The sequence below is a fragment of the Herbidospora galbida genome, assembly GCF_005233835.1.
In the GTDB taxonomy this organism is placed as follows: domain Bacteria; phylum Actinomycetota; class Actinomycetes; order Streptosporangiales; family Streptosporangiaceae; genus Herbidospora; species Herbidospora galbida.
Window position 1 is genome coordinate 63684 of sequence record NZ_SZQA01000010.1, and the last position, 24081, is coordinate 87764.

The following is a 24081-nucleotide window of genomic DNA, read 5'->3' on the forward strand; positions in this document are numbered from 1 at the left end:
GAGTATCCCGGCGACGTCTTCTGGTACGACCTCCCCGACGACGAGGCCGAAGAATACGAGGAGGACGTCTGATGGGCAGCATCGTGACCCTGGTCGGCAACCCCCGCAGCGGATCGCGCACGTTGACCGTCGCCGTCCGCGCCGCCGAGGCGGCCCTCGGCTCGGCCGGTGACGTGGTCGACCTCGCCGGTCTGGCCCCCCACCTGTTCGCGCCCCAGCCGGTCTCGGCCGTGGAGGTGGCGCTCGACCTCGTCAAGGACGCCGATGTGCTGGTGGTGGCGAGCCCGACGTACAAAGGGACCTACACGGGGCTCCTCAAGGCCTTCCTCGACCGCCTGCCGCCCCGGGCGCTGGCCGGGAAGCACGCGCTGCCGATCCTGGTGATGGGCGGCGCGCAGCACGCCCTGGCGGTGGAGGTCCACTTCCGGCCGCTGCTGGTGGAGCTGGGCGCGATCGTACCCACGCCGGGGCTGGCGGTGCTGGAGAGCCAGATCGCCGATCTCGACGCGGTGCTCAAGCCGTGGGCCGCGCAGCTGGAGGGGCAGCTTCCCGCCGGGGCCTAGGCCAGCCGGGCCGTGCCCCGGCCCGTCACCATCGGCAGGTCGAGGATGGTGCGGATGCCGGGGTCGGCCAGCACCACCGCGCGGATCGTGTTGACCGCGTGGGCGGCGGCCCCCGCCAGCCCGTGGTTGACCTCGTTGAGGTTCACCACGATGGTCGGCCGCCCCTCGATGTGGATCGAGAAGCCGGGGTCGGCCCAGCGCGGCACCTTGTCGGCGTCGGCCTTGTAGACGCACTCGACGGTCATGAAGGGCCGCCCGCGTACGAGGCCGGAGAAGACCCAGCGCGAGGCCGCCACCGTGCCCTGGCGCACCATGCCCGAGGCGATCTCGAAGTCTTCGGCGGCCAGCTCGAACTCGTCCATCTCCTCGATCTCGTCGAGTTCGACGCCGAGCGCCGCGGACACGAGCTGCACGCTCTCGGTGAACAGGGCCCGCTGGAAAGCCCGGAACGGGCGCACCGCCGTGACGTAGTCTTTGGCGGTCCGGGCGAAGCCGATCAGGTCGGTGACGATGTGGTGAGACGGGTGGCCGCGGTAGTCGGAGGTCTCGCGCACGTAGATGTGGTCGAGCCGCGACGACAGGCCCGTCAGCGTGAGGGGGAGCACGTCGCTCACGAACCCGGGGTTGATGCCGGTGCCGTGGAGCGTGGTGCCGCCCTCCTGGCAGGCCTTCTCGATGCGGTCGACGACGCTCGTGCCGTAGGCCATCGGGTAGACGAAGCCGGTCGTGGTGATGACGTTCTTGCCCGACGCGAGCAGCCTGCAGATCGTGTCGACGTCGTGGCTGTGGTCGCCGCCGAAGAAGGTCGCCGGCAGCGGCATGTGCAGCACGCAGTCGGCGTCGAGCGCCATGATGGCGTCGACGTCGTCGGTGCAGATGACCCCCGTTTCGGGGAGGCCGACGAGCGGACCGGCGTCGATGCCGATCTTGTCGGGGTCGTAGACCAGGACTCCGGCGAGCTCGAACTCGGGACGCTCGACAACACCGCGAAGCGCGTATCCCCCCACGGCGCCGGTGGCCCACTGAACCACGCGGAGAGTGCGCATTGACACGGCCTCCAGCCAGGGTGCGACGGCGGCGAAACCATATCAGAAACTCACTCGTCCGATCACTGTCCGCTACGTCCCGTTTGGTATGGTGCGCTAGTCCAGAATTTTGTTCTCCTTGGAAGGGTGTGGGCGAGAATGCCGGATGATCTCCTCAGGTACGACGGCCAGGTGGCCGTCGTCACCGGCGCCGGGCACGGTCTCGGCCGGTCGCACGCGCTGCTGCTCGCCGAGCGCGGGGCCAAGGTCGTCGTCAACGACCTGGGCGGGGCGCTCGACGGCACGGGGGCCTCCGCCGGACCGGCCGCCGAGGTGGCGGAGCTGATCGTCAAGAACGGCGGCGAGGCCGTCGCCAACGGCGACAACGTGGCCACGCCCGAGGGGGCCGAGGCGATCGTCCGGCAGGCCGTCGAGACCTTCGGGCAGCTCGACATCGTGGTCAACAACGCCGGGATCCTGCGCGACCGGTCCCTCGGGAAGATCACCGTCGAGGACTTCGACGCGGTGCTCGCGGTGCACGTGCGCGGGTCCTTCCTGGTGACCCGGGCCGCCTATCCGCACATGAAGGAGCGCGGGTACGGCCGGATCGTCAACACCTCCTCGCCCGCCGGGCTGTTCGGCAACTTCGGGCAGGCCAACTACTCCACGGCCAAGATGGGGCTGGTCGGGCTGACCAAGTCGACCGCGATCGAGGGTGCCCGGTCGGGGATCACCGCCAACGCCATCGCCCCCATCGCCTGGACGCGGATGACCGAGTCGCTCCTGCCGGCCGAGTTCGAGGCCAAGTTCGGGCCCGAGACCATCAGCCCGCTGGTGGCCTACCTGGTCCACGAGAGCTGCGCCACGAGCGGCGAGGTGTTCTCGGTGGGCGCCGGGCGGGTGGCCCGCGTGTTCGTGGCCGAAGGGCCGGGCTGGCACGCCGACGGCGGGCTCACCGTCGAGGGGATCGCGGCGAACTGGGAGGCCATCGTGGCCGAGCAGCCCTACCTGCAGCCGACCGAGATCGGCAAGCAGGCCACCGCCTCGCTGCAGGCGATGCTGAAGCCCTAGAAGACCCGGAAGGGCCCGGCGTGGGGGGGAACACGCCGGGCCCTGCGGTGTTTCTGAGGGGTGGTTCTAGCTGCCGTACACCTCGAACTCCCAGAGCGAGTAGCCCCAGGCAGTGCCGCGTGCCGTGCCGTTGATGCGGACGTAGCGGGCGCTGTTGCTCAGGCCCGTGTGATCGTCGACGCCGCCGTTCTCACCGGTCACCGTCTTGATCGTCGTCCAGGTCGTGCCGTTGGGCGAGGTCTGGATCTGGTAGCCGCTGCCGTAGGCGGCCTCCCAGCTCAGTCGCACCCTGCTGATGGCGTAGGTCTGGCCGAGGTCGACCTGGATCCACTGCGGGTCGGAGAACGCGCTCGACCAGCGGGTGGTGCCGGAGCCGTCGACGGCCATCGCCGGGGTGTAGGCCGCCTCCTGGCTGGAGGCGGTGGCCGTCTTGCCCTGCGCGACGTTGGTCGGCGTCGGGTTGGTCGGGCCGCTGCTGCCGTAGACCTCGAACTCCCAGAGCGAGTAGCCCCACGCGGTGGCGCGGGTCGTTCCGGTGATGCGGACGTAACGACCGGTGGCGCTCAGGCCCGTGTGGTCGTCGACGCCGCCGTTCTCGCCGGTCACGGTCTTGACCGTGGTCCACGTGGAGTTGTTGGCCGAGGTCGCGATCGTGTACGCCGACCCGTAGGCCGCCTCCCAGCTCAGCCTGACCCGGTTGATGTCGTAGGAGGCCCCGAGGTCGACAGTGATCGACTGCGGGTCGGCGAAGGCGCTGGCCCACCGGGTGGTGCCGCTGCCGTCGACCGCGGCCGTGCCCGGGTAGGCCGCCGACTCGGCGCTGGTCACCACGACCGGCTTGTTCAGCGCCAGGTTGCCCGTGGGCTGCTGCGGGCCGCTGCCGGTGCCGAAGGTGAAGTCGTCGACGTCGAACAGGCCGCCGCCCGTGGCGCCCTTGAACACCAGATAGAGCTGGCCGGTGCTCGTCGGCGGGTTGGTTATCGGGACGGTGACGTCCTGGAAGGTGGCGTACCCGCCGGTGGCCGGGACGGTGACCGTGGCCACGAGCGTGCCCGTCGGCGAGCCGGTCCGCACCTCCAGCGTGTTGCCGCCGGCGACCGCGCCGACCCGCGCCGTGAACGAGGTCGCCCCGCTCAGGTTGTACGGGGTGAACGCGATCCAGTCGTTGTTGTCGATGTAGCCGACCGCCGCGCCGCCGTGCGGAGCCGCGCCGGCGACCGCCTGCACGCCGCTCTGCGACGAGAAGTGCTCGGCCTGGCGCAGCCTCGGCTGCAGCTGGGCCTGGGTGTGCGTGGTCAGGCCGCCGTTGTCGGTGTACTCGGCGTCGATGACGCCGTAGATGTTCGCGGCGGAGTCGTGCTCACCGTCGGTCGTCGTCTGCAGGACGCCCGAGCAGCCGTTCGCGCTGGTCATCGGGTGGCCGTGCGAGTCGTGGCCGAGGATGAAGCTGACCTTGACCCGCGAGCAGGCGATCGTGCCGTCCTCCGGGTCGGTGACGGTCACCGTGAACGGGATCGCGTCGCCGAAGGAGAACAGGCCGCCGTTCACCGGGGTGTTCACCACCACCGTCGGCGCGGTGTTGCCGACCGTGATCACCGTCGAGGCCGACGACGACTTCCCGGTCGAGTCGCGCACGGTCAGCGTCGGGTTGTAGGTGCCGTTGGCCGTGTACGTGTACGACGGGTTGGCCGCCGTCGAGTCGCTGCTGCCGTTGCCGTCGAAGTCCCACGCCAGCGTGATCGGGTCGCCGTCGGGGTCGACGGTGCCGGCCGAGGAGAAGGCGACCGTCAGCGGCGCGGGGCCGCTCGTCCGGCTCGGTGTGATGACGGCCTTGGGCGCGTGGCCGTCGGCGGCGTACTCGATCCGGTAGAGGGCCGAGTTGCCGTCGCCGTTGAACCAGCCGGTGCCGTAGTCGAGGACGTAGAGCGCGCCATTCTTGCCGAACTCCATGTCCATGACCTGGGTGCCCGACCACGGGAACGGGTTGATCGTCAGCCACTGCCCGGTGGAGTCGGGCACGATGTTCTTGATCCACCGGCGGCCGAACTCACCGGCGAAGAAGGTCCCGTCGTAGTAGCGGGGGAACTTGACCGTGGAGGTCGAGGCCGCGTCGTAGCGGTAGACCGGGCCGCCCATCGGCGACAGGCCGCCGCCGGTGAACTCCGCCGGGGTCGAGCCGGTGTAGGGGATCCAGCCGCGCTGCGACGGCGGCAGCGTCTGGATGCCGGTGTTGTTCGGCGAGTTGTTGGTCGGGCCGCCCGCGCAGTTGTACTTCGCGCCAGACGGACCCGACGGGAAGGTGTACTCGTTGTACGCGTCGTTGAACGACGAGCAGTAGGGCCAGCCGTAGAAGCCGGGCGCGGTGATCCGGTCGAAGGAGACCTGGCCGGCCGGGCCGCGGTTCGGGTCGGCGGTGCCGGCGTCGGGACCGTAGTCGCCCAGGTAGACGATGCCGGTCGCCTTGTCGACGCTCATCCGGAACGGGTTGCGGAAGCCCATGGCGTAGATCTCGGGCTTGGTGTTCGCGGTGCCCGGGGCGAACATGTTGCCCGACGGGATCGTGTACGCCGGGCTGCCCGAGGCGGTCGGCTTGATGCGCAGCACCTTGCCGCGCAGGTCGTTGCTGTTGGCGCTGGTGCGCTGGGCGTCGAACGCCGGGTTGCGGCCCGCCCGCTCGTCGATCGGGGAGAACCCGGCCGAGTCGAACGGGTTGGTGTCGTCACCCGTCGACAGGTAGAGGTTGCCCTGCGCGTCGAAGTCCATGTCGCCACCGACGTGGCAGCACATGCCACGGCTGGTCGGCACGTCCAGGACGGTCCGCTCGGAGGCGAGGTTGAGCGTGTTGTCGGCGTTCACAGTGAACCGGGACAGGCGGTTCACCCCGTTGAACGGGGCGAGTTGGGCGGCGGTGCCGCTGGCCGGGGCGTCGCCCGCGGGGGTCGACAGCGGCGGCGCGTAGAACAGGTAGATCCACCGGTTGGTGGCGTACCCGGGGTCGACCGCGACGCCCTGGAGGCCCTCCTCGTCGTGGGTGTAGACGGGGATGGTGGCGGCGATCTTGGTGTTGCCGGCCGCGTCGGTGTAGCGGACCGCGCCGGTGCGGGCGGTGTGGAAGACGCCGCCGTCGGGGGTGACCGACAGGCTCATCGGCTCGCCGACCTCGGCGACGCCCTTGGCCAGCTCGATCTGCTGGAAGTTGCCCGTCACCGTGGCGCCGCAGTCGGCCGCCGCGAAGCCGGCCGCGGTGCGGATGCCGCCGAGCAGGTGGTTGCGGAAGTTGGCGTCACTGTAGGAGGCGTCGGTGTGCCCCATGCCGGTGTACCAGGAGCGGCCGCCCGCGTAGTCCTGGCACCACGAGATCGGGTGGTCGATGCCCATGCCGCCACCGGAGTAGGTGGTCTCGTCGAGGGTGGCCAGCACATGGACCTTCCCGCGCGGGTTGGCGCGGTAGCTGTACCACTCGTCGAACCGGCTCCAGCGGTGCGGCAGGTGCGCGGTGGAGGGGTGGACCCGGTCGGAGACCCGTACGGTCGCGGTCTGCTCGGCGGGGTGCTGCTGGAAGTAGGCGCCGACGAGGTTGCCGTACCAGGCCCAGTCGTACTCGGTGTCGGCGGCGGCGTGGACGCCGGCGTAGCCGCCGCCCGCCGCGATGTAGCGCTCGAAGGCGGCCTGCTGGGTGGCGTTGAGCACGTCACCGGTGGTGGAGAGCCAGATGACCGCCTGGAAGCGGGCCAGGTTGGCGTCGGTGAACTGGGCCGCGTCCTCGGTCGCCTCGACCGTGAAGTTGTTGGCGGCGCCGAGTTGCTGGATGGCGGTGATGCCGGGGCCGATGGAGCCGTGCCGGAAGCCGGCGGTCTTGGAGAAGACCAGGACGCTGAAGTCCGCCGCGTGGGCCGGAGGGGTGGTGACGACCACGCCCGCCAGCACCAATAAGGCGCTTAAGACGACACGGATGAAGGGGCGCACAGGGGCGTTCCTTTCGGAGGGGGTGCCGGAACGCGTGCGCCGAACGCGTCAGAGGGGAAGCGCTCTCACCGGTAGGTCAGCGTGCCACCGCTGACCGGATCGAGTGGGACCCGCCCGTAATGTTGCTGCTTTGTCACGAGTCAGTCAAGAGAGCGCTCTCAGGATGAGACGACCAGATCCACCGCTTCCGGGGACAGGACGTGCTCTATGACCATGACGGCCGCGCCGATGATGCCCGCCCGATCACCGAGCTCAGTGGCTCTTATGCTCAGGTGTTGCGTCGCCAGCGGGAGCGATCGGCTGTATATGACCTCTCGCACCCCGGCCAGGATGTGCTCCCCGGCCTCGGCCATGTCTCCACCGATCACTATCACCGACGGATTGAAGAAGTTCACGATCGACGCCAGGACGTCGCCGATCTCGCGCCCGGCCTGCCGTGCGAACTGCACGGCCATCGTGTTGCCCTGCCGAACCAGGTTGACCACGTCGCGGCTGCCGTGGGCGTCGACCCCGGCCGCACTGAGCTGGGTCGCGATGGCAGCGCCGCTGGCCACCGCTTCGAGACATCCGCTGTTGCCACACCGGCACACAACCTCGTCGCTCGTGGTGACCCTGATGTGCCCGATGTCCCCGGCCGCACCCTGAGCGCCGCGATGGAGCCGCCGCTCGGAGATGATGCCGCACCCGATGCCGGTGCCGATCTTGACGAACACCAGATGCTCGACGTCACGCCTGGCCGCCCAGTGTTCGCCCAGCGCCATGATGTTCACGTCGTTGTCGACCAGAACCGGTGCCCCTAGACGAGATCCCAGCCAGTCAGGCACTGGGAACCCATCCCATCCGGGCATTATCGGCGGGTTGACCGGCCGGCCGCTGGAGTGGGAGACCGGTCCGGGGAGGCCGACACCCACGCCGCAGAGCGAGCCGCCGGTCTCGACGAGCAGCTCTTTCAGCGTCACCACCAGCCAGCCGAGAACCTCTTCGGGCCCTCGATCGATGGGCAGGTCGACCCTGCGCTCGGCCAGGACGGTCGAGGCGAGGTCGGTCACCGCCACACGTGCGTGGGTCGCCCCGAGATCGGCCGCCGCGACGACCCGGGCGCCCCGGTTGAAGGTGAAGGCGGTCGCGGGCCGCCCTCCTGAGGAGATCGCGTCGTCGGCGGGCACGATCCATTGATGCGAGAGCAGCGCGTCGAGCCGCTGCGAAACTGTGGACCTGGCGAGACCCGTGAGCTGCACGAGCTCGGCCCGAGTGCGGGCCTGGCCGTCACGAAGGATCGAGAGCAGTGCTCCCGCTCCGGTGACCGAGCCGCTGGACTCGCTCAGCATCCCCTGAGTCAACATCGCCTCCCTTCACCGCATCCGATGATTCCAGATCTCATTATGACATCAGGACATCCACTTTTGCTTGACCGTCAGCATAAGTCGTCCTTAGCATCCGGAAACATGGAGGACATAAGCCGGGAGCAGTCGGAAACCCCGTCGTTGCTTGCAATGCGGGACATCGTCAAGCAGTTCCCCGGCGTGCGTGCACTCGACGGGGTGGACCTCGACGTCCGCGCCGGAGAGGTCCACTGTCTATTGGGACAGAACGGGGCCGGTAAGTCGACCCTCATCAAGGTGCTCGCGGGCGCCCACCAGCCGGACTCCGGCGAGGTGCTGATGAACGGCGAACCGGTGAAACTGACGACCCCGACGGCCGCTATGAAGCTGGGCGTCGCGACCATCTATCAGGAACTCGACCTCGTCGACGGCCTCAGCGTCGCCGAGAACGTGTTCCTCGGGCACGAGCACGCCACGATGGGATTCACCCACCGGGGCGCGACCAACGCCGCCACCAGGAAGATCCTGGAACGACTCGGGCACGGCGAGATCCGCCCGACGACCGAAGTGGGCCGCCTCTCCCCGGCCGGCAAGCAGGTCGTCTCCATGGCGCGGGCGCTGTCGCACGACGCGCGGATCATCGTCATGGACGAGCCCTCGGCCGCGCTGGCGCACGATGAGGTGAACAACCTCTTCCGGATCATCCGGGAGGTCACCGCCCAGGGTGTCGCCGTCATCTACATCTCCCACCGCCTGGAGGAGATCCGTGAGATCGGCGACCGGGTGACCGTGCTCAAGGACGGCCGCACCGTCGCGGTCGGCCTGCCCGCGAAGGACACCCCGACCAACAAGGTCGTGTCGCTGATGACCGGCCGCAACGTCGAATACGTCTTCCCGCCCCGCTCTGACGGCGGCTTCGGGGACGAAATCCTCACGATCGAGAACGTCTCCGTGGCCGGCATGGTCCGTGACGTGACGTTCTCGGTCCGCGCCGGTGAGATCGTCGGTCTCGCGGGACTGGTCGGCTCCGGCCGCTCGGAGATCATCGAGGCCGTGTACGGCGCCCGGAAGTTCTCCGGCAAGATCACGCTGAACGGCCAGGTCGTGAAGCCGGGCAACACCACCCGCACCGTCGGGCTCGGCATGGGCCTGGCCCCCGAGGAGCGCAAGGCCCAGGGTCTTCTCCTCGGCCAGAGCGTCGCCCGCAACATCACCCTGGCGAGCTTGGAGCGTTACTCCACCTTCGGGTGGATCAACCGCAAGAAGGAGGCGGAGGAGGCCGAGAGCCTGGTCAAGGCGCTCGACATCCGCCCGCCGGACCCCAACCGCATCATCAAGACCCTCTCCGGCGGCAACCAGCAGAAGGCGGTCATCGGCCGCTGGCTGGTCGGAGAAGGCCGAAAGCTACTGCTGCTCGATGAGCCGACCCGCGGTGTCGACGTCGGCGCCCGCGCCGAGATCTACGCCCTCATCCGCAAGCTGGCCGACGAAGGTGTCGGTGTGTTGCTGGTCTCCAGCGAGGTCCCCGAGGTTCTCGGGCTGGCCGACCGTGTGCTGGTGATCCGCGAAGGCCGCATCGTCCGAGAGGCCGGCGCCGGAGAGCTCGATGAGCACACCGTGCTGGACCTCGTCATGGACGCTCACCCCGTGACGTCCGCCCCCTCCCACGACTGATCTGCAGGAGCCCGTTCCATGACAGAGGTGAATCCGCAACAGGTGTCCGCACCCAAGGCGGACGAAACCGCCCGGGTGGAGGCCGCCGCGGCGGCCGCCGCCAAGCCCTCCGGCGGCGGACTACGACTCGGCGGGATCGGAGAGATCCCGCACATCGGCCTGGTACTGGCCCTGGTCATCCTGGCCGCGGTCGGCCTGGTCACCGTGCCCGACGCGTTCGCCACCACGTCGAACATGGTGTCGATCCTGGCCCTGGCCGCGACCATCGGCGTCATCACCGTCGGCGCGACCTTCGTCATCATCGGCGGCGGCATCGACCTGTCGGTCGGCGCGGTGATGGCCCTGGCCTCCGTCTGGGCCACCACGCTGGCGACCCAGGCCTACGGGCCCTGGGTGATGATGATCTGCGCCGTCCTGGTGGGAACCGGAGCCGGACTTCTCAACGGCTTCCTGATCTCGTACGGGCGGATGGTGCCCTTCATCGCCACGCTGGCGATGCTGGTGGCCGCCCGTGGTCTGGCCCAGCGCATGTCCGACCGGAAGACCCAGCTGGTCGGCCCCGACAACCAGGTGATCGTCGACCTCTCGACGACCCGGGTGCTCGGCCTGCCGCTGCTCGTCTACGTCTTCGCCGTGGTCGTCATCGTCGGCTGGCTGATCCTCAACCGCACCACCTTCGGCCGCCGCACCTACGCCGTCGGCGGCAACCCCGAGGCCGCCCGGCTGGCCGGCATCAACGTGAAGCGCCACACGATGATGCTCTACGCGCTGTCCGGGTTCTGCTGCGGCATCGCAGCGATTCTCATCATGGCGCGCACCACGACCGGGTCGTCCACCCACGGCGACCTGTACGAACTGGACGCGATCGCCGCGGTCATCATCGGCGGCACGCTTCTGACCGGTGGCCGGGGCACGATCGTGGGCGCCATCCTCGGTCTGCTCATCTTCACCGTGATCACCAACCTCTTCATCCTGAATGGGCTGAACACCAGTGACCAGCTCATCGCCAAGGGTCTGATCATCGTGGCCGCCGTTCTCCTTCAGCGGCGCAGCCTCCAAGCAAGTACATAGCAAGTTCTCACCCCCTGCTGGACCGCGGCATCCGTTCCGCCGCGGTCCGGGTTCCCCACTGCCGGAAACAACTCCTCAAGGAGAAGAACATGACCCAGACCCCGGGTCGCCGCGGATTCCTCCTCGGCGGTGCCGTCATCGGCGCCGGTGCGCTCGTGTCGGCCTGCACCAGCAACGAGCCCGCCGCGGCTCCGGCGGCCACCTCGGCCGCCGCCGCCCCCGCGCCGGCTCCGGCCGGCGGCAACGACGCGCCTGGCGACAAGGTCGTCATCGGCTTCTCCGCGCCCGCCGCCGACCACGGCTGGATCGCGGCGATCGCCAAGAACGCCGCCGACGCCGCCAAGCAGTACTCCGATGTCGAGTTCAAGGCCGTCGAGCCGACCAACGACATCAGCGTGCAGATCTCGGCCGTCGAGTCGCTCATCGCGGCCAAGGTCAACGTGATCGTCATGCTGCCGAACGACGGCGCGCAGCTGAACCAGATCGCCCGCACCGCCACCGACGCCGGCATCCCGGTCGTCAACCTCGACCGCGTGTTCCCGGACAAGCTGTCGTACCGGACCTGGATCGGCGGCGACAACTACGGCATGGGCGTGGCCGCCGGCCACTTCATCGGCAAGAAGCTCAAGGACGCCGGTACCTCCAACCCGGTCATCCTCGAGATCCAGGGCATCGCCACGCTGCCCCTGACCCAGGACCGCAGCAAGGGCTTCGAGGACGCGCTCAAGAGCTACGGCTTCTCGGTGACCGCCAAGCAGGACGCGCAGTTCACCGTCGAGTCGGGCACCGAGGTCGCCGCCAACCTGCTCCAGGCGCACCCGAAGATCGACGCCATCTGGAACCACGACGACGACCAGGGCATCGGCGTCCTGGCCGCCATCAAGGAGGCCAACCGCTCCGAGTTCTTCATGGTCGGCGGCGCCGGTTCGGCCAACGCCATGCGTGAGATCCAGGCCGACTCGGGCGTCCTCAAGGCGACCGTCACCTACTCGCCCACCATGGCCGCCTCCGCGATCAAGCTCGCTCGCCTGATCGCGCAGGGCAAGGGCATGAGCGACCTTCTGGAGCACCAGGTCCCGCAGTCCATCACCTTGGCCTCCGAGACCATCACGAAGGAGAACGCCGCCGAGTACCTGCCGCTGGGCTTCGAGTCGTGAAGCCGGTCATCGGGGTTGGCATGGTGGGGTACGCGTTCATGGGACGCGTGCACTCCCAGGCCTGGCGCAGTGTCGGTGCGTTCTTCGACCTGCCGGTCAAGCCGTCCATGGCGGTGCTGTCCGGCCGGTCGCGGGCGAACACCGAGGCGGCCGCCGAGTCCATGGGCTGGGCGTCCGTCGAGACGGACTGGAAGGAACTCGTCAAGCGCGACGACGTGCACTTGGTCGACATCTGCACGCCCGGTGACTCGCACGCCGAGATCGCCATCGCCGCTCTTGAGGCGGGAAAGCACGTGCTGTGCGAGAAGCCGCTGGCCAACACCGTGGAGGAGGCGGAGGCCATGGCCGCCGCCGCCCGCGCGGCGTCGGCCCGGGGTGTGCGCAGCATGGTCGCCTTCAACTACCGACGCGTCCCCGCCGTCGCGCTGGCTCGCCAGCTCGTCGCCGAGGGCCGTCTCGGGACCATCCGTCACGTACGCGCCCAGTACCTCCAGGACTGGATCGTCGACCCCGATTTCCCGCTCGTCTGGCGTCTGCAGAAGGACAAGGCCGGATCGGGTGCGCTCGGTGACATCGGCGCGCACATCATCGACACCGCGCAGTTCATCCTCGGTGAACACCTGACGGGCGTCTCGGCCATCACCGAGACGTTCATCAAGGAGCGGCCCCTCGCCGACGCCTCCGCCGGGCTCTCCGCCCAGGGCGGCGCCGAGATGGGCCAGGTCACCGTGGACGACGCCGCGATCTTCACCGGCCGCTTCGGCGGCGGGGCGATCGCCTCCTTCGAGGCCACGCGCTTCGCCACCGGCCGCAAGAACGCGCTGCGCATCGAGGTCAACGGGTCGCTCGGCAGCATCTCGTTCGACTTCGAGTCGCTCAACGAGCTGTGGTTCCACGACCACACGCTGGCCGCGGAGGAAGGTGGATTCCGGCGGGTGCTCGTCACCGAGGCCGGTCACCCCTACGCGGGCGCGTGGTGGCCCCCGGGCCACGGACTCGGCTACGAGAACACGTTCACCCACGAGGTGAAGGACTTCCTGGAGGCCATCTCGGCCGGGGCGGACCCCACGCCCACGTTCGACGACGGACTCCAAGTGCAGAAGGTGCTCGACGCGGTCGAGCGCAGCGCCGGCGACGACAGCCGCTGGACGACTGTCTAAGACCACGCACACCTTTTCGGGGGGACCGGGGTTCCCGGCCGCCCGGAACGCGACCGGCACGGTCGCGTGTACGCCGTCGCGCCGAGGCGACGTACACGTGAGTGCCACCCGAGCCGTTTCGCGTTCCGGGCGGAAGGGGCAGACCCCATCCCAGGAGACTGACGGAGACTGACGACGATGACGCGACCGATCACCCTCTTCACCGGCCAGTGGGCCGACCTGCCCTTCGAGGAGGTCTGCCGCCTCGCCTCCGAATGGGGCTACGAAGGCCTCGAGATCGCCACGTGGGGCGACCACCTGGAGATCGACAAGGCGCTGAGCGACCCCGGGTACGTCAAGCGCAAGCTGGAGACCCTGGAGAAGTACAACCTCAAGGTCTGGACGATCTCCAACCACCTGATCAGCCAGGCCATCTGCGACCACCCGATCGACGAGCGGCACAAGGGCATCCTGCCCTCGCGCCTGTGGTCGGACGACGCCGAGCAGGTCCGGCAGAACGCCGCCGAGGAGACCAAGAACACCGCCCGCGTCGCGGCCCTCCTGGGCGCGAACACCGTGGTCGGCTTCACCGGCTCCTCGATCTGGCACACCGTGGCCATGTTCCCGCCGGCCAGCCAGGCCATGATCGACCGTGGCTACGAGGACTTCGCCGAGCGCTTCAACCCCATCCTCGACGTGTTCGAGCAGGAGGGTGTGCGCTTCGCCCACGAGGTCCACCCGAGCGAGATCGCCTACGACTACCACACGACGGTCAAGACCCTGGAGGCCATCGGCCACCGGGCGTCGTTCGGCCTGAACTGGGACCCGTCGCACATGGTGTGGCAGCAGCTCGACCCGGCCGGCTTCATCCTCGACTTCGCCGACCGGATCTACCACGTCGACTGCAAGGACGCCAAGGTCCGCATCGGCGACGGCCGCCGCGGCATCCTGTCCTCGCACCTGGCGTGGGCCGACCCCAAGCGCGGCTGGGACTTCGTCTCGACCGGCCGTGGCGACGTGCCGTGGGAGGACTGCTTCCGCGCCCTCAACCACATCGGTTACGACGGCCCCATCTCCATCGAGTGGGAGGACGCCGGCATGGACCGCCTCATGGGCGCGCCCGAGGCCCTGGCGTACATCTCCAAGCTCAACGCGATCACCCCGCCCGCGGCGGCGTTCGACGCCGCTTTCAGCTCCGAGTGATCTCCTGAACGAGGCAGGTCTGCGTTTCCGAGGTCAGGAGCGCAGACCTGCCTTTCTCAAGCCTGCAACCCACGCCGGTCGTGAAAGTTTCCCGGCCCGGGGCGCGGCCGGCGGCGTACACGCAGATCGGCGAGCGGGCGCCCGCCCGGTGATTGCCCCCGGGGCGGCCGGCGCTTTCGATGGGGACGAGCCGGTAGTCCCGTCCCACCCGGGAGCGTGCGATGCCCAAGCACCTGTCCTCGGCACTCTCCGTCGTCCTCTGTGCCGTGCTCGCCGCCACGGCGCTCGTCGTGACCCGGCCTGCCGCCGCGGAGACGGGCGGATTCGACTTCACCCGGGCACAGGTCGCCGCCGTGGGGCTGCGGGTGCCGTGGGGCATGGCCTTCCTCCCCGACGGCAGCGCCCTCGTCTCCGAACGCGACACCGCGATCCTGGCGCGGGTGCGTCCCGGCACCTCGCCCGTACCGGTGGCCACGGTCCCGAACGTGCACCACGGAGGCGAGGGGGGCCTGCTCGGCATCGCGCTCTCTCCCACGTTCGCGCAGGACCAGTACGTCTACGCGTACATCAGCTCCGCCTCAGACAACAGGGTGGTCCGGTTCCGGCTCAGCGCTCCGCACGTCCAGCAGGTGATCCTCGCCGGCATCCCCCGGGGCCAGACCCGCAACGGCGGGCGCATCGCGTTCGGCCCCGACGGCATGCTGTACGTGGCCACGGGCGACGCGGGCTACCCCGCGCACGCCCAGAGCACGAACCTCGGCGGCAAGATCCTGCGCATCACCCGCGACGGCGCGGTCCCCACGGACAACCCGTTCGCCGGCTCACCGGTCTACAGCTACGGCCACAGCAACGTGCAGGGGCTCGCCTGGGACGAGGCCGGCCGGCTGTACGCCACGGAATTCGGTCAGAACTCCACAGACGAGATCAACTTCATTCGCCCGGGCCACAACTACGGCTGGCCCGCCTGCGAGGGCCCGTGCAGCAGCCCGAGCTTCACGAACCCCCTGGTGACCTGGAGCGCCACCGAGGCGTCCCCCAGCGGCCTGGCGTACGCCAACAACACGCTCTTCGCCGCGGCCCTGGCCGGTAAGCGCCTGTGGACGGTGCCGGTCAGCGGCGGCACCATGGTGGGCACTCCGGTGGCCGAACTGCGGGAACAGCCGGGACGGCTGCGCACCGTGGCGCTCGGCCCGGACGGCTGGCTCTGGGTGGCGACGAGCAACCGCGACGGCAGGGGCACGGTTCGCCCCGGCGACGACTTGATCATCCGCATCCCGCCCGCCGGCCCGTCCGGCCCGTCACCATCCGGCCCGGGGGTCTCCCCGTCGGCCGGCCCGTCACCCTCGCCGGGCGGCCCCTCCCCGTGCCCCTCTCCCGCGCCCAGCCCTTCACCGTCGGCGTCGCCCAGCCCGTCGGCGTCCCCCAGCGCCTCTCCCGCGCCCAGCCCTTCACCGTCGGCGTCGCCCAGCCCGTCGGCGTCCCCCAGCGCCTCTCCCTCGCCCAGCGCATCACCATCGCCCAGCCCTTCGCCGTCGCCCAGCCCTTCGCCGTCGCCCAGCCCTTCGCCGTCGCCGAGCCCATCACCCAGCCCATCACCATGCCCCTCGCCGTCGCCCAGCCCTTCGCCCTCGCCCAGCCCATCACCGTCGCCTAGCCCATCACCGTCGCCCAGCGCGTCACCGTCGCCCAGTCCGTCGCCGTCGCCCAGCGGTACGCGCTCCTGCGAAGCGACGATCCGGTTCTTTCTGCAGTGGACGACGGCCTCGTGGGGCGAACTGACGGTGCGCAACACCGGAACGTTGCCCATCACCTCGTGGACGGTCACCTTCAAGGTTCCCAACGGGCTGAGCTACCTGCAGTTGAACGGCTACCACCTGCCAGGCGCCACGGTGACCGTCACCCAGAACGGCGTACTGCTGCCGGGCAATTCGGTGACGGTGCCATTCCCGGTCGGCTGGTCCGGCGGCAATGTCGCGAGTCCGTCGCCCATCACCTGCACGGCCAGATGACGCCTCGGCCACGGATCAAGGCGGGGCCGACGCCCCCGATCACTTCTGGATGCGCCGAAGGTGTGCTGCGCCGCCCCGTCCACGAGGAGATCGTGAGCACCCCTCCCGCTGACGCGCGGGCGGCGCCGGCGTGTCAACGAGCATCCCACCCGCGAAGGCGAGCTCCACTCCCAAGGCGTGTTCGTCCAGGCCCGGACGCGGCCTCGCAAATCCCCCGGACCACTATGGAGTCATGTCTACTCACGTGACTCTCAACACCGGGCACTCCATGCCCCTCGTCGGACTTGGCACTTACCCCCTCCAGGGCCGGACGGCCATCGACGCCGTGCTCACCGCGGTCGATGCCGGATATCGGCTGCTCGACACGGCCGCCAGTTATGGGAACGAGGCCGCTGTCGGGGCCGGGGTGCGCGAGTCGGGGTTGCCGCGGAAGGACTTCTTCGTCACGACCAAGCTTCGCGGAGAGGATCATGGGGCCGCCAAGGCGCGGGCCGCGATCGAAGGGTCGTTGGAGCGGCTCGGGCTCGACTATGTCGATCTCTATCTCATCCACTGGCCGCTGCCCCGGCTCGGGCTCTACGTCGAGACCTATGCCGCGTTGCTGGAACTGGCGCGGGAGGGGCTCATCCGATCGGTGGGGGTGTCCAACTTCACGCCTGAGCATCTCGACGCCGTGGTCAAGGAGACCGGGGTCCATCCCGCCGTCAATCAACGGCAGGTGTCGCCGACCCACGCCCAGGCAGCGCTCGTCGACGCCCCGCAGGGCGATCCGACGGTGCTGCAGGCCTGGAGTCCGCTGGAGCGGAACACGGGCGTTCTGGAGCACCCGGTGATCGTCGAGATCGCCCGGCGGGTGGGGAAGGCCCCCTCGCAGGTGGTGTTGCGGTGGCTGCTCGACCGGGGGATCGGCGTGGTGCCGAAGTCGGGGGACCCGGGACGGCAGCGGGAGAACATCGACGTGTTCGACTTCCGCCTCGACGCCGCCGACGTCGCGGCGATCACCGCGCTCGACACGGGGAAGCCGGTCAGGCTCGACCCCGACACCCACGAGGAGTTCTAGGTCGTCACGACCGACCCCTGGGGCGCGTAGAGGGGGGCCAAGTCGACGAAGACGCGGTAGTCGGTGATCAGGCCGTCGTCGCCCACGGTCCAGATCGACACCGCCACGACGCCGGTCTCCCCGCCGTCGAGTCTCGTGTACGTCACCTCGGTCTCCGCGACCACGTCGGCGCCCGTCTCCCAGGTGCGGACGATGCGGTGGCGGAGGCCGCCGATGGTGGAGAAGAAGCCCCGCAGCCCCGCCGCGATCGCCTCGCGGCCCTTGTTGGGGGCGGCGTTGCCGAACCGCAGGGTGGCGTCCTCGGCCAGGAGCTTGACGAACTCGTCGGGGTCGAAGGTGTCGACCACGTCGAAGACGCGTCGTGCCGCATCGTCGGACATACCGATCTCCCTCACGCGATCGACAGCACTGAGGGGGACGATACGGAGCCGACCGTCCTGAGGCGTATGCGCCGAAACGATATACTTCGATCATCATTTGCCTCCCCGGTCCGCCGGGGAGGCTTTTTTCATGCCCGGAGGAGAGCCATGCACGACGTCAGAGTCCGCCCCGCCACCGCCGACGACCGGCCCGCGGTCGAGCGGCTCTGGCTGCTGTTCCGGCATGACCTGTCGGAGTTCACCGGCGGCCTGCCCAACCCCGACGGCACCTACCGCAGCGAACGCCTGCACGCCGCCTTCACCGACCCCGACTGGGCCGCCTACCTCGTGACGGGCGAGGGCAGCCCGCTCGGGTTCGCCTTCGTCCGCGCGCTCGGCGGTCCCGTCCGGGTGCTCAACAGCTTCTTCGTCGTACGCGCCGCGCGGCGCTCCGGCGTCGGCCTGCGCGCCGTGGCCGACGTCGTCACCCGGCACCCGGGCCCCTGGGACGTCGCCTTCCAGGACGTCAACCTTCCCGCCGTCCGCTTCTGGCGCCGCGCGGCCACCGAGGTGGCCGGGCAGGCCTGGACCGAGGAGCGACGGCCGGTGCCCGGCCGCCCCGACCTTCCGCCCGACGTCTGGATCTCGTTCGACGTCTAGACCGCCGCGGCCCTTTTCACGCCCGTACGGCGGGATGATGGCCGGACCGACGATCAAGCGACGAGGGACGGTGGTCCAGCGCGATGGCTTCCCGCTTCGGCAGGCTCCCCGACGGATGGACCCTGGCACGTGTCGCCCAGGTCGCCATGGCCGAGGACGCCGCACTGATGCCGCTCCACACGCCGGTCCTCCTGGACGGCACCCCCGTCCAGCCGTCGTTGATCATCCAGGTCGGCGGACTGTGCGTGGTGCGTGAAGACGGCTACCTCGTGGGAGGCATGGACGACTCGGGCGTCATCTCCTGCTGGGCCTCCTACGGCGACGACCTGGCGGACGTGCTGCGGGGGCTCTGACCGGCCGTGGTGGGCGGTTACAGCAGGACGATCTGGCGCAGTACCTCGCCGCCGCGCAGGGCCGTCACCGCGTCGTTCAGGTCGGTCAGCTGGATGCGGGAGCTGATCATGCTCTCCAGGTCGAGCTTGCCGGCCTTGTACAGCCCCGCGAAGAACGGGAAGTCGCGGCGGACGTCGCTGCCCCCGTACAGGGAGCTGAGGAGGTTCTTGCCGTCGAACAGGAGGCTGAAGGCGTTGAGGGGGACCATGTCGTCCATCGCGCCGGCGCCCACCACGATCACGTCGCCGCCGCGCCGGGTCGCCTGCCAGGCGGTCATGATGGCCTGGGACTTGCCGACGACCTCGAAGCCGTAGTCGAAGCCCTGGCCGCCGGTCAGCGTGCCGATGGCGTCCATGAGCTGGTCGGGGGTGCAGGCGTGGGTGGCGCCGACCTTCTTGGCCAGTTCGTGCTTGGACTCCAGGGGGTCGATCGCCAGGATCGTGGTCGCGCCGGAGATGCGGGCGCCCTGGATCACCGACAGGCCCACGCCGCCGCAGCCGACCACGGCCACCGACGTGCCGGGGCGGACCTTGGCGGTGTTCAGCGCGGCGCCCACGCCCGTGGTGATGCCGCAGCCGATCAGGGCCGCCATCTCGAACGGGACGTCGGCGTCGACCTTGATCGCGCCGCCGGCCGGGACCACGATCTCCTCAGCCCAGGTGCCGCAGCCGGCCATGCCGAAGGCGGGCTTGTCGCCGTCGAACTTGAAGCCGGGCTCGGTGAAGCCGCGGACGACCGAGGTCATGCACAGGTGCGGCTGGCCGTGGGAGCAGCTCGGGCACGACCCGCACGCCGGGGTCCAGTTGATGATCACGTGGTCCCCGGGCGCGACGCTCGTCACGTGGTCGCCGACCTCGACGACCTCACCGGCCCCCTCGTGGCCCGGCACCAGGGGCGCGGGCTGAGGGAGCACCCCCGAGATGGCCGACAGGTCCGAGTGGCAGACGCCGGTCGCCCTGATCCGGACCCGGACGTCCGAAGGGCCGACCGGGATGAGGGTCAGGTCGTCGCGGATGTCGAGCTTGTCCGCGCCGATGGTGTGCAGCAGAGCGCCGCGCATGGGAACCTCCGGTGGTTTTTACTCTTCTTCGAGCGAAAGTGCCGCCTTCGGGCATGACCGGACCGCGTGCCTGACCCGGTCGAGCATGTCGGCGGGGGGTTCTTCCAGCAGAACGTGCAGGTTGTCGTCGTCGTCGAGGTCGAACACGTCGGGGGCCAGGCCCACGCAGACCCCGTTGGCCTCACAGACGAGGTAGTCGACAATGACCTTCGGCATCAGGAGCTCCCGTGCAGTTTGCGGTGATCCCAGGAGACTACGCGCCCCGGCTCGACGATGTAGGCGACGCGCTTGCGTCCGGTGAGCTCCACCATCGGGCGCATCGGTTCGGGGTCCTGGCCGGTCATCCTGGCCGTGATGCGCATGCCGGCGTCCATCACGTCGTCGTAGGGGAGCGCGGTGCCGTAGATCGTCGCGCCGCGCAGGTCGCCGTAGTCGTCGCCCACTTCGACCAGGCAGGTCACCCGGGGGTCGCGGTCGATGTTGCGGGACTTCTGCGCCTTGGCGTAGGTCCAGAAGATCAGCCGGCCGTCGTCGGACAGCCCGTAGAACATGGTCACCAGATGGGGCGTGCCGTCCTGGTTGATCGTGGCGAGCTGGAGTTTGCGGCCCTCTTTCAGCAGGGTGGCCACCTCTTCGCCGGTCATCACGATCCGCGCGCGCTGGTTCACGACCAGAAGTAGAACACGTTGCATCTACGTGGACAAGGGTAGTCTCGGGCGGGTGACACACCCTCCGATGCCGGCACTTTTGCGGCACACCGCCGAGCGGGCCAAAGGTTTCATGCCCCCAGACGAGGGCCAGGCTCTCTACGAGCTCGGTTGCCTGTACGGCTCCCGCGGCCCCATGGCCGAGATCGGCTCCTACTGCGGCAAGTCGGCCGTCTACCTGGGCGCCGCCGCCCGGGAGGCCGGCACGGTGCTGTTCACGGTCGACCACCACCGGGGCTCGGAGGAGATCCAGCCCGGCTGGGCCCACCACGACCCCACCCTGGTCGACCCCCGCTTCGGCCGGATGGACTCGCTGCCCTTCTTCCGCACCACCATCGCCACGGCCGACCTCGAAGACGTCGTCGTCGCGGTCGTCGGCGCGTCGGCGACCGTGGCGGGGCACTGGCACACCCCCCTCGGCCTGCTGTTCGTCGACGGGGGCCACTCCGAAGACCCGGTGACCCGCGACTACGAGGGCTGGGCGCCCCACGTGGTGCCGGGGGGTGTGCTGATCTTCCATGACATCTACCCCGATCCGGCCGAGGGCGGGCAGGCGCCGTACCGGATCTACCGCAGGGCCCTCGAAGAGGGCTTCAAGGAGGTCCGGGTGACCGGCTCCCTGCGGGCCTTGGAGAAGGTCTAAGCGGGCGAGGCCGCCCGCTGGCAGCCGCAGTCGTCGGAGGCCCGGTCTTCGGCGAAGCCGCCCGCGTCGCGGAAGACGCCGTTGGCCGGGGTGGTGCGCGACAGCGCGTCGGCGGCGAGGATCACCGCGGCCGCCGTGTACGCCGACCGCTCGTTCGGGAAGTGGCGCTCGTTCACGAACTGCCAGCCCGTCCAGTAGCCGCCGCCGGGGTGCCGCAGGTGCTGCATCTCGGTGAAGACCTTCAGAGCGCGGTCGTCGTCGCCCACCGCGTCGAGGGTCAGCACCAGCTCGCACGACTCGGCGCCGGTCACCCACGGCTGGTCGGAGACGCAGCGGATGCCGAGGCCGGCCACCGCGAAGCGGTCCCAGTCGTCGTCGAGGCGGCGCAGCGCCCGGTCGCCCCGCAGGGCGCCGCCGAGCACGGGGTAGTACCAGTCCATCGAGAAGCGGCTCTTGTCGGCGAACGCCTCGGGATGCTCGCGCAGCACGTGGCCGAGCCGGTCGGCCGCCAGCTCCCAGTCGGGCCGGGGGTCACCCAGGCGCTCGGCCAGCCGCACCCCGCAGCGCAGGCCCTGGTAGACCGACGAGCAGCCGGTCAGCAGCGCGTAGGAGCCCGGGGAAGCCTCCCAGACGATCTCGCCGCGCCGGGTCTGCAGCCCGGTCACGAAGTCGAGGGCGCGGCCGACGGTCGGCCACATCTCCCGGGCGAACGCCTCGTCGCCGGTGACCAGCAGGTCGTGCCAGACCCCGACGGCCACGTAGGCCGCGTGGTTGGACTCGCCCCGGTCTTCGAGCGGCTCGCCGTTCAGGACCTTCATCGGCCACGAGCCGTCGGCCCGCTGGTGGCGCCGCAGCCACTCCCAGCCGCGCGCGGACGCCTCGCGCAGCCCGGCCGCCGTCATGGCCATCAGGCACTCGACGTGGTTCCACGCGTCGACGTGCCCCTCGGGCCACGGCACGCCCCCGTCGGGGAGCTGGACGGCGGCGATGCTGGCGGCGGTGGCGGCGATCTCGTCGCCGGTCACGACCCCGGGCACCGCCGGGATCATGCGGGCTTCCGGGCGTAGAGGACCACGCTCTTGCCGATCACCGGGTTGAGGATCTGCTCGGCGATCCGGGTGACGGCGGGGCGCTTCATGATGTCCCACACCAGCAGCTCGTGGTAGGCCTTGGCGATCGGGTGGTCGTTGTTGTCGACCCCCACCGCGCACTTGATCCACCAGTAGGGCGTGTGGAGCCCGTGGGCGTGGTGGTGGTCGCCGATCTCCAGGCCCGACGACTTCAGCTTCGCCGACAGCTCGGCGAGGGTGTAGATCCGGATGTGCCCGCCGGGAGCCGTGTGGTAGGCCTCCGAGAGCGCCCAGCAGACCCGCTCGGGCAGGAAGGCCGGCACCGTCACGGCCAGCAGCCCGCCGGGCTTCAGCACCCGGACGATCTCCTTCATCGCCGCCATGTCCTCGGGGATGTGCTCCAGGACCTCCGACGCGATCACCCGGTCGAACGACCCGTCGGGGAAGGGCATGTCGAGCGCGGTCCCGACGACGGTCTCGCCGGTGGCGCCGTAGGGGACCTCGCCCTCCTTGTCCATGGCCGCGAACATCGCCGCCACCGACTCCATCTCGGCCGGATCGAGGTCGAAGGCGACCACGTCGGCGCCCCGGCGCAGCACCTCGAAGGCATGCCTGCCGCCACCGGCGCCCAGGTCGAGCACACGGTCTCCGGGCCCGACGGGCAGCCGGGCGAAATCGACGGTCAGCATCTCCTGGGGAACCCTTCGGGTCAGCGCGCGGCGATGGCCTCGCGGTAGGCCTCAACGGTCTTGCGGGCCACGACGGGCCACGCGTAACGCTCCATGACTCGGTCGAAGCCGCGCTTGCCGTACTCCTCCCGCAGGTCGGGGGAGTCGATCAGGCGGCGCAGCGTCGCCGCGAGCTCCTCGGGGTCGCCCGGGGCGACCTGGACCGCGGCGTCGCCCACCACTTCGGGCAGGGCGCCGGTCCGGGACGCCACCAGCGGGGTCCCGCACGCCATGTGCTCCACGGCGGGGAGCGAGAAGCCCTCGTACAGAGAGGGGACGACCGAGATCTCCGAGGTGGCGATCAGCGTGCCGAGCTCGTCGTCGGAGATGCCGTGGACGAAATTGACCCGGTCGTGCAGCGAGAGCTCGGCCACGAGCTGCTCGGTCGGGCCGCCGGGGGTCGGCTTGCTGACGACGGTCAGGTTCACGTCGCGTTCGGTGGAGAGCTTGGCGACCGCGCGCAGGAGCGTCGCGACCCCCTTCATCGGGGAGTCGGCGCTGGCCACGGCCACGATCGAGCCCTTGCGCTTGGGCAGCTCGGGGCGCGGGTGGAAGAACCTGGTGTCCACGCCGAGCGGGATCAGGCGCAGGTTCGACTGCGGGACGCGGAAGTCGCGGTGGATGTCGGCCACCGACGACTCGCTGACCGTCAGGATCGGCTTGAGCCGCGCGGCGACGTAGGCCTGCATGCGGACGAAGCCGTACCAGCGCCGTTTGGAGAGCTTCGCCCAGCCCTCGGCGGCCTCGAGCTCGATCCGCCGGTCGACGCTGATGGGGTGGTGGATCGTGCCGACCACCGGGAAGTGCTTCTGGATGCCCAGCACGCCGTATCCGAGCGTCTGGTTGTCCTGTACGACGTCGAAGTCGCCGATCCGGGCCTTGAGCTCCCGGTAGGCCCGGAGGCTGAAGGTCAGCGGCTCGGGGAAGCCGGCCGTCCACATCGTGCCGACTTCGAGGAGGTCGATCCAGTCGCGGTATTCGCGCAGACCGGGCGTCCGGAAGGGGTCTTCGTCCCGGTAGAGGTCGAGGCTCGGCACCTTGTTGAGGATCACGCCCTCGTCGAGCTCCGGATAGGGCTGACCCGAGAACACCTCGACGTGGTGACCCATCGCCACGAGCTCGCGGGTGATGTGGCGGAGATACACCCCCTGACCGCCGCAGGTGGGTTTGCTGCGATAGGACAGCAGTGCGACGCGCAGCC

22 protein-coding genes are annotated in these 24081 nt (G+C 69.9%); 12 read left to right on the forward strand and 10 right to left on the reverse strand.

What is annotated here, in order from left to right:
- Positions 1 to 71 precede the first annotated feature (71 nt).
- Positions 72 to 563, forward strand: coding sequence for an NADPH-dependent FMN reductase (locus FDA94_RS12885; RefSeq protein ID WP_137247302.1), 492 nt, complete (start codon positions 72 to 74; stop codon positions 561 to 563).
- On the opposite strand, the gene FDA94_RS12890 is transcribed toward FDA94_RS12885, so the two are convergent.
- Entirely contained in the window at positions 560 to 1609 is a 1050-nt protein-coding gene (locus FDA94_RS12890) for an NAD(P)H-dependent amine dehydrogenase family protein (protein ID WP_137247303.1), read from the reverse strand. The genes FDA94_RS12885 and FDA94_RS12890 overlap by 4 nt on opposite strands.
- 138 nt (positions 1610 to 1747) lie before the next feature.
- On the opposite strand from FDA94_RS12890, the gene FDA94_RS12895 reads away from it, so the two are divergent.
- Positions 1748 to 2659: an SDR family oxidoreductase gene (locus tag FDA94_RS12895; protein ID WP_137247304.1), complete on the forward strand. Its 912-nt coding sequence runs from the start codon at positions 1748 to 1750 to the stop codon at positions 2657 to 2659.
- A 66-nt stretch (positions 2660 to 2725) separates the two neighbouring features.
- On the opposite strand, the gene FDA94_RS12900 is transcribed toward FDA94_RS12895, so the two are convergent.
- Both FDA94_RS12900 and FDA94_RS12905 read right to left on the reverse strand, forming a co-directional pair.
- Positions 2726 to 6625, reverse strand: a complete 3900-nt coding sequence (locus tag FDA94_RS12900) for a ThuA domain-containing protein (protein WP_212735304.1) — start codon at positions 6623 to 6625, stop codon at positions 2726 to 2728.
- A 158-nt stretch (positions 6626 to 6783) separates the two neighbouring features.
- Positions 6784 to 7968, reverse strand: a complete 1185-nt coding sequence (locus FDA94_RS12905; protein WP_137247305.1) for an ROK family protein — start codon at positions 7966 to 7968, stop codon at positions 6784 to 6786.
- 102 nt (positions 7969 to 8070) lie between these two features.
- Between FDA94_RS12905 and FDA94_RS12910 the strand changes: the two genes are divergently transcribed.
- The 7 genes from FDA94_RS12910 (at position 8071) to FDA94_RS12940 (ending at position 17260) form a co-directional block, all read left to right on the forward strand.
- The gene (locus tag FDA94_RS12910; RefSeq protein WP_137247306.1) at positions 8071 to 9621 is read left to right on the forward strand and encodes a sugar ABC transporter ATP-binding protein; all 1551 of its coding nucleotides are present in this window, start codon (positions 8071 to 8073) and stop codon (positions 9619 to 9621) included.
- 18 nt (positions 9622 to 9639) lie between these two features.
- The gene (locus tag FDA94_RS12915; protein ID WP_137247307.1) at positions 9640 to 10692 is read left to right on the forward strand and encodes an ABC transporter permease; all 1053 of its coding nucleotides are present in this window, start codon (positions 9640 to 9642) and stop codon (positions 10690 to 10692) included.
- A gap of 89 nt (positions 10693 to 10781) precedes the next feature.
- Positions 10782 to 11849 (forward strand): substrate-binding domain-containing protein, encoded by a 1068-nt coding sequence (locus tag FDA94_RS12920; protein ID WP_137247308.1) that lies wholly within the window; start codon positions 10782 to 10784, stop codon positions 11847 to 11849.
- 20 nt (positions 11850 to 11869) lie between these two features.
- Positions 11870 to 13009 carry a Gfo/Idh/MocA family protein gene (locus tag FDA94_RS12925; RefSeq protein ID WP_137247396.1) on the forward strand — a complete coding sequence of 380 codons (1140 nt, stop codon included), beginning with the start codon at positions 11870 to 11872 and terminating at the stop codon, positions 13007 to 13009.
- A 177-nt stretch (positions 13010 to 13186) separates the two neighbouring features.
- Positions 13187 to 14191 carry a sugar phosphate isomerase/epimerase family protein gene (locus FDA94_RS12930; protein ID WP_137247309.1) on the forward strand — a complete coding sequence of 335 codons (1005 nt, stop codon included), beginning with the start codon at positions 13187 to 13189 and terminating at the stop codon, positions 14189 to 14191.
- 221 nt (positions 14192 to 14412) lie between these two features.
- On the forward strand, positions 14413 to 16200 hold the full coding sequence (locus tag FDA94_RS39875) for a PQQ-dependent sugar dehydrogenase (RefSeq protein ID WP_137247310.1): 1788 nt from the start codon (positions 14413 to 14415) through the stop codon (positions 16198 to 16200).
- A 232-nt stretch (positions 16201 to 16432) separates the two neighbouring features.
- A complete protein-coding gene (locus tag FDA94_RS12940; RefSeq protein WP_137247311.1) occupies positions 16433 to 17260 on the forward strand; it encodes an aldo/keto reductase in 828 nt (275 codons plus the stop codon).
- Here FDA94_RS12940 and FDA94_RS12945 read toward each other — a convergent pair.
- A complete protein-coding gene (locus FDA94_RS12945) occupies positions 17257 to 17640 on the reverse strand; it encodes a nuclear transport factor 2 family protein (RefSeq protein ID WP_137247312.1) in 384 nt (127 codons plus the stop codon). The two genes, FDA94_RS12940 and FDA94_RS12945, sit on opposite strands and share 4 nt — an antisense overlap.
- A gap of 147 nt (positions 17641 to 17787) precedes the next feature.
- Between FDA94_RS12945 and FDA94_RS12950 the strand changes: the two genes are divergently transcribed.
- Both FDA94_RS12950 and FDA94_RS12955 read left to right on the forward strand, forming a co-directional pair.
- Positions 17788 to 18279 carry a GNAT family N-acetyltransferase gene (locus tag FDA94_RS12950; RefSeq protein WP_137247313.1) on the forward strand — a complete coding sequence of 164 codons (492 nt, stop codon included), beginning with the start codon at positions 17788 to 17790 and terminating at the stop codon, positions 18277 to 18279.
- Between the two features lie 83 nt (positions 18280 to 18362).
- The gene (locus FDA94_RS12955) at positions 18363 to 18632 is read left to right on the forward strand and encodes a hypothetical protein (RefSeq protein WP_137247314.1); all 270 of its coding nucleotides are present in this window, start codon (positions 18363 to 18365) and stop codon (positions 18630 to 18632) included.
- Positions 18633 to 18649: 17 nt separating this feature from the next.
- Here the strand turns inward: FDA94_RS12955 and FDA94_RS12960 are convergent, their stop codons facing one another.
- The 3 genes from FDA94_RS12960 to FDA94_RS12970 are packed head-to-tail and all read right to left on the reverse strand — an operon-like array spanning position 18650 to position 20400.
- Positions 18650 to 19732: a Zn-dependent alcohol dehydrogenase gene (locus FDA94_RS12960; protein WP_137247315.1), complete on the reverse strand. Its 1083-nt coding sequence runs from the start codon at positions 19730 to 19732 to the stop codon at positions 18650 to 18652.
- Positions 19733 to 19750: 18 nt separating this feature from the next.
- Positions 19751 to 19948, reverse strand: a complete 198-nt coding sequence (locus FDA94_RS12965) for a ferredoxin (protein WP_137247316.1) — start codon at positions 19946 to 19948, stop codon at positions 19751 to 19753.
- The gene (locus FDA94_RS12970) at positions 19948 to 20400 is read right to left on the reverse strand and encodes a pyridoxamine 5'-phosphate oxidase family protein (protein ID WP_137247317.1); all 453 of its coding nucleotides are present in this window, start codon (positions 20398 to 20400) and stop codon (positions 19948 to 19950) included. The genes FDA94_RS12965 and FDA94_RS12970 overlap by 1 nt, the downstream gene beginning before the upstream one ends.
- Before the next feature lie 67 nt (positions 20401 to 20467).
- Here FDA94_RS12970 and FDA94_RS12975 point away from each other — a divergent pair, with 67 nt between their 5' ends.
- Positions 20468 to 21082, forward strand: a complete 615-nt coding sequence (locus FDA94_RS12975) for a class I SAM-dependent methyltransferase (RefSeq protein WP_137247318.1) — start codon at positions 20468 to 20470, stop codon at positions 21080 to 21082.
- Here the strand turns inward: FDA94_RS12975 and FDA94_RS12980 are convergent.
- Genes FDA94_RS12980 through FDA94_RS12990 form a run of 3 tightly spaced genes read right to left on the reverse strand, consistent with a single transcriptional unit; the run spans position 21079 to position 24079 of the window.
- Positions 21079 to 22131, reverse strand: a complete 1053-nt coding sequence (locus FDA94_RS12980) for a prenyltransferase (protein WP_137247319.1) — start codon at positions 22129 to 22131, stop codon at positions 21079 to 21081. The genes FDA94_RS12975 and FDA94_RS12980 overlap by 4 nt on opposite strands.
- Positions 22128 to 22841, reverse strand: a complete 714-nt coding sequence (locus FDA94_RS12985) for a class I SAM-dependent methyltransferase (protein WP_062349412.1) — start codon at positions 22839 to 22841, stop codon at positions 22128 to 22130. The genes FDA94_RS12980 and FDA94_RS12985 overlap by 4 nt, the downstream gene beginning before the upstream one ends.
- 20 nt (positions 22842 to 22861) lie before the next feature.
- Complete coding sequence (locus tag FDA94_RS12990) at positions 22862 to 24079, reverse strand: glycosyltransferase family 4 protein (RefSeq protein WP_170990912.1); 1218 nt, start codon at positions 24077 to 24079, stop codon at positions 22862 to 22864.
- Positions 24080 to 24081: the final 2 nt, after the last annotated feature.